We start from the raw sequence: 7,508 nt of genomic DNA, 5'->3' as shown, positions 1-7,508 counted from the left end.
CCACTTCTACACCCGGGGCAAGGTCGTCACCTCCCGCTGGCTCGACCCCAGCCACGGCGGCGTCAACCTCGGCTTCCCCACCAACTCCTGACACCCCGCCTCCTGACACCCCGCCCCGCGGGCACGGCGGACGGGGAGACCGATGACCCGGGCTCGTGGTGGGCGGGACGGCCCGCCGGACGGGCTCAGCCTCGGGGCCCCGGCGGGGATCCGCGGCCGCGAGTCCCCGCCGGGCCGGACGCGGGCCGGGGTAGGCTCCGCACAGATGTCGACGCGTCGGTAAGGGGTCTTCGTGGGCAGGGACGGGCTGCGCCGTACACGCCGGGGCGCGCTGGCGGGTGGTCTGGCGCTGGCCGCGTGCGTGGCGGCGGGCACCGTGACCGCCGGCGGGACCGTGACCGGGTCGGCGGCCGCCGCCCGGGACCCCGCCGCCGCCCGGAACGCCGCGCCCGCGTCCACCGGCTCGCCGTCCCCGGCGCCCACCCCGGCGCCCACCCCGGTGCCCACCGCGACGTCCGCCGCGACGCCGGGATCCGGGGCCACCCCGGGGCCCGGGACGACCGGCGGCCCGGCCGGACGGAGCCCCTCGCCGAAGCCCTCGGCCTCGATCGGCAAGGGGGAGGGCATCCTGCGGGTGCTCACCTTCCAGGGCCACGTCGAGTACGGCGCGACGCTGACCGGGGCCGACTGGGTCTCGCCCTTCGAGGAGCGCACCGGCTGCCGGGTCGTCCGGCTGGACCGGGTGGGCTCGGCCGAGGAGATGGCGGCGAAGTTCCGGCCGGGGTCCTACGACGTCGTGTCGCCCTCACCCGAGCTGGCCGGGGAGCTGGTCGCGGAGGGGAAGGTCGCGCCGATCGACACCGGTCTCCTCTCCTCCTACAAGGACGTTCCGGAGCGGCTGCGCGAGCTGCCCTCGACGCGGCGGGGGGAGGAGGTCTTCGGCGTGCCGTACCTGTGGAGCGCCGACGAGGTCCTCTACCGGGGTGAGCGGCCCAAGGGCCCGCAGGACCTCTACGACGACGAGCGGGCGGCGATCAGGGACACCCCGATGAGCCTCGCCGGGGCCGCGCTCGCGCTGAAGGAGACGCGGCCGGACCTGGAGATCGACGACCCGTTCCAGCTCACGCCGGAGCAGCTCGACGCGGCCGTGGAGCTGGTCTCCCGGCACGACGGGCCCGGCCGGGTCTACTGGCGGGACTCCCTGGACGTGATCCGGGCGTTCGCGACGGACCGGGTACGGCTCGGCGGGGCCCTGCCGTACCACGCCGACCTCTTCGCGCGGGCGGGCCGTCCGGTGAAGGCGCTCGGCGGCGCGCCGATGACCGGGTGGGCCGACTCCTGGATGCTCTCCTCCGGCGCCGCCAGCCCGAACTGCGCGTACCGGTGGCTCGACTGGATCACCTCGCCGGCCGCGCAGCGCGCCGCCGCGGCCTGGACCGGCCTCGCCCCGGCGAACCCCGAGGCGTGCGGCGGCGAGACGCGGCGCGTCTGCGACGCCCACCATGTCGGGGACGCGGCGTGGCTGAAGCGCGTCTTCTTTGCCGTTCGCCCGTCGAAGGATTGCGGCGGCGCGGGCGGGGAATGCACTGACTACACCGACTGGGTGAAGCGGTGGAAGAACCTGGTGGAGTGACCGGCTTCTCCGTGACCCGCCGGTGACCCGCGCCTGACGAGCCGCGGGCGCGCCCGACCCCCCGCCGGGCGTGGCCCGTCAGGGGCGCTCCGGGTGTTTCCCCCGACCCCGGAGCGCCCGCCTCGTCCCCGGGTGCATCTGCCATGCGGGTCCCCATGTATGTCTGTCAGACGGTGGGATCACCGCGATTTCCGTAGCTCTGCTCGCGATCAGCGATGGATTCAGTGGTGAATTTGTGTCCTCGCTATTGGCTGGTCGACCAGTCAGTGAGTAGGATCGGGCCATGAGAATCCTCCTTGTGGGAGCGGGCGGCGTCGGGTCCGCCGTCGTTCCGATCGCCGCGCGCCGACATTTCTTCGAACACATCGTGGTTGCCGACTCCCAACAGGACCGGGCCGCCGCGGCGGTGGCCAAGGTCGCCGATCCACGGTTCAGCGCCATCGCGCTGGACGCCTCCGACCAGGCCGCGGTGGAGGCGGCCCTGGCCGAGCACCGCTGCGACGTGCTCTTCAACGCCGTGGATCCGCGTTTCACCATGCCCCTGTTCCGGGCGGCGCTGAACGCCGGCGCGCACTACCTGGACATGGCCATGTCGCTGTCGCGCCCCCACCCCCGGCGACCGTACGAGCTGCCCGGGGTGAAGCTGGGCGACGAGCAGTTCGCGATGGACGGCGCCTGGCGCGACCGGGGCCGGCTGGCCCTGGTCGGCATGGGGGTCGAGCCCGGCCTGGCCGACGTGTTCGCCCGTTACGCCGCCGACCACCTCTTCGAGAGCATCGACGAGATCGGGATCCGCGACGGGTCCAACCTGGTGGTGGACGGCTACGACTTCGCGCCGACCTTCTCGATCTGGACCACCATCGAGGAGTGCCTCAACCCGCCGGTCATCTGGGAGGACGGCGGCTGGCGCACCACCGAGCCGTTCAGCGAGCCGGAGGTGTTCGACTTCCCCGAGGGCATCGGCCCGGTGGAGTGCGTGAACGTCGAGCACGAGGAGGTGCTGCTCGTCCCGCGCTGGGTCGACGCCAGGCGCGTGACGTTCAAGTACGGCCTCGGCGAGGAGTTCATCGGGGTGCTGAAGACCCTGCACAAGCTCGGCCTGGACAACGCCGGCAAGATCCGTGTCGGCGGCGTCGAGACCTCGCCCCGCGACGTGGTCGCCGCCAGCCTGCCCGACCCGGCCACCCTCGGCGACCGGATGCGCGGCAAGACCTGCGCGGGCACCTGGGTCAAGGGCGTCGGCAAGGACGGCGGGCCGCGCGAGGTCTACCTGTACCACGTGGTCGACAACGAGTGGTCGATGCGGGAGTACGGTTGTCAGGCCGTCGTCTGGCAGACCGCCCTGCATCCGGTCGTCGCGCTGGAGCTGCTGGCCACCGGAGCCTGGACCGGCTCCGGGGTGCTGGGGCCGGAGGCGTTCGACGCGGTGCCGTTCCTGGATCTGCTGGGCGAGTACGGCTCCCCGTGGGGCGTGCGCGACCAGCTCGCGGCGCTCCAGCCCGCCTGAGCCGTCCGCGCGGCCACCGGCCGGGGCTCCCTCACGGGGGTCCCGGCCGGCCCTTTCGCGGGGGTCCCGTCGGGGCGTTCCGTGGGGTCCCGGCCGGCGGCCGTCCTCCGTACGGATTCCGCGGGTGGAGGCGGCTCTGCCGTACGGTTTCCGTGGGCCGAGGGGGTCTTCCGTACGGCTTCGCCCATCGAGGCGGTCCCGGCTCCGGGGCCGCCTCCTCGGCGCGCCCGGAGCCGGGCGGCGCTCGAAGGCCGCGAGGACGGAGCTCTGACCTGCGAAGACGACGTTGTGTCACAGGATCTGGACATCTCGAATCCGGATCGTTACCCCCTACGGTCAGATGTAATCACTACCCCCAGGTATGGTTTCGCTCATCCCGCCTTAAAAGAGACATAGCGGGATCAACCATGCGCTAGTTGGGATCAGGTGACGTCCACCGAGCGGTGAACCGCCGCCGTCCCTCGCGCTCCCGGGCGACACATGAGGGGAGGCCGATGGGCGCCTACCTGCTGAAGCGGCTGGTCAGCAACGTCCTGCTGGTGGCGATCGCCGCGAGCATGGCGTACTTCCTCGCCGCGACCAGCCTCAACCCCAGGGCGAAGTACGAAGGTCGTCAACCGCCCGTGGCGGAGGCCGTCGTCGACTCGACGCTGGACGACTACAACCTCAATGACAAGAAGCCCGTCTTCGAGCGCTACGTGACCTGGGCCTCCGGCGTCGTCACCGGTGACCTGGGCAAGACCTGGCAGGGCAAGTCGGTCAACGAGGAGATGGGCCGCCGGATCGGCGTCAGCCTCCGGTTGCTGCTCATCGGCACGGTCCTCGGCTCGGGGATCGGTGTGGCCGTCGGGGCCTTCGCGGCGATCAGGCAGTACCGGGTCAGCGACCGGGTCATCGGCGTCGCGTCCTTCGTCATCATGGCGGTCCCGGTCTTCGTGATGGCGAAGATGCTCACCATCGGAGCGGTCGGGACGAACGAGCTGCTGGGCACCAAGCTGGAGTACACCGGCGAGTACACCCCGGGACTGAGCGGCTGGGACCAGACGATCAGCCGGCTCAACCACCTGATCCTGCCGACGATCTCCCTGTGTCTCGGGCAGATCGCCTTCTACAGCCGGATCCAGCGCAACATGATGCTGGACGTACTGGGCCAGGACTTCGTCCGCACCGCCCGCGCCAAGGGCCTCAGCCGCAAGGCGGCGCTGCTCAAGCACGCGCTGCGGACCGCGCTGGTGCCGGCCGCCACCTACTTCGCCTTCACCTTCGGCACGCTGCTGACCGGCGCGATCTTCACCGAGAAGATCTTCGGCTGGAACGGCATGGGCGCCTGGCTGGTGGACTCGATCCAGCAGAACGACACCAACGCGGTCGCCGCGGTGAACCTGTTCGCCGCCGTCTGCGTGCTCGTCGCGGGACTGCTGTCGGACTTCCTCGTGGCGGCCCTCGACCCCCGGGTGCGGGTGAGCTGAGATGCGATCCAAGGTCGTTTTCGCCCGCATGATGCGCAACCGGCAGACCCGCTACGGTCTGATCGCGTTGCTGCTGCTTCTCCTCCTGGCCTACGTCGGCCCGTTCTTCGGCCCGCACGACTGGATGGACAAGGACTTCACGGCGTTCATGGAGCCGCCCTCGGCCGAGCACTGGTGGGGCACCACCCAGATCGGCCAGGACGTCTACGCGGTGTCCCTGCACGGCATGCAGAAGTCGATCGTCATCGGCTTCCTCGTCGCGCTCATCTCCACCGGCCTCGCCGCCCTCGTCGGCGCCGCGGCCGGCTACTTCGGCGGCTGGCTGGACAAGGCCCTGATGTGGGGCGCCGACCTGCTGCTCGTGCTGCCCAGCTTCCTGATCATCGCGATCGTCTCGCCGCGCCTCAGGGGCGGCTCCTGGCTGTGGTTCGTGCTGCTGCTGGCCGTGTTCTCCTGGATGATCACCTCCCGGGTCGTGCGGAGCATGACGCTCTCCCTGCGGGAACGGGAGTACATCCTGGCCGCCCGCTACATGGGCATCCCCGGATGGAAGATCATCTTTCGGCACGTCGTGCCGAACCTCTCCTCCCTGCTGATCATCGACGCCACGCTGAACGTGAGTGCCGCGATCATCGGCGAGGCCGGGCTGTCGTTCTTCGGATTCGGCGTCCAGCCGCCCGACGTCTCGCTCGGCACCCTGATCGCGGCGGGAAGTGACAAGGTCCCGGGCTACTCCTGGCTCTTCCTCTTCCCCTCCGGTCTGCTCGTGCTGCTGGTGCTCAGCGTCAACCTCATCGGCGACGGCCTGCGCGACGCGCTCGACCCGGGGAGTAACACATGACGATTCTCGAGGTGAACGACCTCAACGTCACCTTCCGCGGCGGCATCAAGGCCGTCCGGGGCGTGAGCTATCGGCTCGGCCGGGGCGAGGTGCTCGGCATCGTCGGCGAGTCGGGCTCCGGGAAGTCGGTGACCTCGCTGGCCGTGATGGGCCTGCTGCCCGAGGGCGCCGAGATCAGCGGCTCGGTCAAGCTCCACGGTCAGGAGCTGATCGGCATGCCGGAGGAGGAGCTCACCAGGCTCCGCGGCAAGTCCATCGGCATGATCTTCCAGGACCCGCTGTCGGCCTTCACCCCCGTCTACACCATCGGCGACCAGATCGCCGAGGCGGTGCGGATCCACCAGAAGGTCGGCAAGGACAAGGCCGCCAGGCGGGCCGTCGAACTGCTGGACCTGGTCGGCATCCCGCACCCGGACGTCCGGGCCAAGGCGTTCCCGCACGAGTTCTCCGGCGGCATGCGCCAGCGCGCCATGATCGCCATGGCCATCGCCAACGACCCCGACGTGCTGATCTGCGACGAGCCGACCACCGCGCTCGACGTCACCATCCAGGCCCAGGTACTGGAGGTGCTCAAGACCGCGCAGCGGGAGACCGGCGCGGGCATCGTGATGATCACCCATGACCTGGGGGTCGTCGCCGGCCTGGCCGACCGGGTGCTGGTCATGTACGCCGGCCGGCCGGTCGAGCTGGGCGGCGTGGAGGAGATCTACTACCGCCCGCGCATGCCGTACACGATGGGGCTGCTCGCCTCGATCCCGCGGATGGACCGCCCGTCGGCCAGGCTGATCCCGATCGAGGGCAACCCGCCCTCGCCGGCCGCGCTGCCGCCGGGCTGCCCGTTCGCGCCGCGCTGCCCGATGAAGGTGGACGCCTGCGACGACGGCGAGCCCGAGCTGGAGCCGGTGGGCCCCGGCACCCGCCGGGCGGCCTGCATCCGCGCGCACGAGATCGAGCTGAAGAACCTCGACGGCGCCACGATCTACCCGGTTCCCGAGCCCCCCGTCGAGACGGAGGCGCCCCGGCCGCGCGCCGAGCGGGAGACCGTGCTCAAGGTCGAGGACATGATCCGGCACTACCCGCTCATGAAGGGCGCGGTGTTCAAGCGCCGGGTCGGCACCGTGCACGCGGTGGACGGCATCGGTTTCGACATCGCCGAGGGCGAGACGCTGGCCCTGGTCGGCGAGTCGGGCTGCGGCAAGACCACCACCCTGCAGCAGATCATGCAGCTGGAGGCGCCCCAGGGCGGCACGGTCGTCGTTCTGGGCAAGGACAGCGCCACGCTGGGCCGGAGCGAGCGCCTCGCGCTCCGCAGGGACCTGCAGATCGTCTTCCAGGACCCGATGGCCGCGCTCGACCCCAGGATGCCGGTCGGCGACATCCTCGCCGAGCCGCTGCGCGCGCACGGCCGCAAGGACGTCAGGGCGAGGGTCGCCGAGCTGCTCACCCTGGTCGGCCTGGAGCCGTCCCACGCCGAGCGCTACCCGCAGCACTTCTCCGGCGGCCAGCGCCAGCGCATCGGCATCGCCCGCGCCCTGGCGCTGGAGCCGAAGCTGATCGTGCTGGACGAGCCGGTGTCGGCGCTGGACGTGTCCATCCAGGCGGGTGTCATCAACCTGCTGGAGGAGCTGAAGGTCAGGCTCGGCCTGTCCTACCTCTTCGTCGCCCACGACCTGTCGGTGGTCCGGCACATCGCCGACCGGGTGGCCGTGATGTACCTCGGCAAGATCGCCGAGATCGGCACGGTCGAGGAGGTCTACGCCAGGCCCGCCCACCCCTACACGCGGGCGCTGCTGTCGGCCATCCCGCTGCCCGACCCGAACCTGGAGCGCTCACGCGAGCGGATCCTGCTGGAGGGCGACCTGCCCAGCCCGGCATCGCCGCCGTCGGCCTGCCGGTTCCGTACCCGCTGCCCCAAGCGCGCCCGGCTGAGCGCCGAGGACGCGCGCCGGTGCGACACCGAAGAACCCCTTGTCACCCGGCTCGCGCCCGCCGCCGATCACGGCGCCGCCTGCCACTACCCCGAGGTGACCGAGGTCCCCGAGACCGCGGTCTCCTGAC

The 7,508-nt window shown here is 71.4% G+C and carries 5 protein-coding genes; all 5 read left to right on the top strand.

The annotated features are described in order from the left end of the window. Positions 1-292 precede the first annotated feature (292 nt). The 5 genes from ACFYSC_RS04075 to ACFYSC_RS04055 all read left to right on the top strand — a co-directional run bounded on the left by ACFYSC_RS04075 (position 293) and on the right by ACFYSC_RS04055 (position 7,507). A complete protein-coding gene (locus tag ACFYSC_RS04075; RefSeq protein WP_389956247.1) occupies positions 293-1,633 on the top strand; it encodes an extracellular solute-binding protein in 1,341 nt (446 codons plus the stop codon). A 283-nt stretch (positions 1,634-1,916) separates the two neighbouring features. Further along, positions 1,917-3,140: a saccharopine dehydrogenase family protein gene (locus ACFYSC_RS04070; protein ID WP_389956243.1), complete on the top strand. Its 1,224-nt coding sequence runs from the start codon at positions 1,917-1,919 to the stop codon at positions 3,138-3,140. 494 nt (positions 3,141-3,634) lie between these two features. Further along, positions 3,635-4,609 (top strand): ABC transporter permease, encoded by a 975-nt coding sequence (locus tag ACFYSC_RS04065; protein ID WP_362942000.1) that lies wholly within the window; start codon positions 3,635-3,637, stop codon positions 4,607-4,609. Position 4,610: 1 nt separating this feature from the next. After that, positions 4,611-5,450, top strand: a complete 840-nt coding sequence (locus ACFYSC_RS04060; protein ID WP_389956239.1) for an ABC transporter permease — start codon at positions 4,611-4,613, stop codon at positions 5,448-5,450. Next, positions 5,447-7,507, top strand: a complete 2,061-nt coding sequence (locus ACFYSC_RS04055; RefSeq protein ID WP_389956236.1) for a dipeptide ABC transporter ATP-binding protein — start codon at positions 5,447-5,449, stop codon at positions 7,505-7,507. Before ACFYSC_RS04060 ends, ACFYSC_RS04055 begins: the two co-directional genes overlap by 4 nt. Position 7,508: the final 1 nt, after the last annotated feature.

It is taken from the genome of Streptosporangium sp. NPDC004379 (assembly GCF_042873875.1).
In the GTDB taxonomy this organism is placed as follows: domain Bacteria; phylum Actinomycetota; class Actinomycetes; order Streptosporangiales; family Streptosporangiaceae; genus Streptosporangium.
Note: the sequence above shows the minus strand (reverse complement) of the source record. Positions and strands in the feature narration are given on the sequence as shown.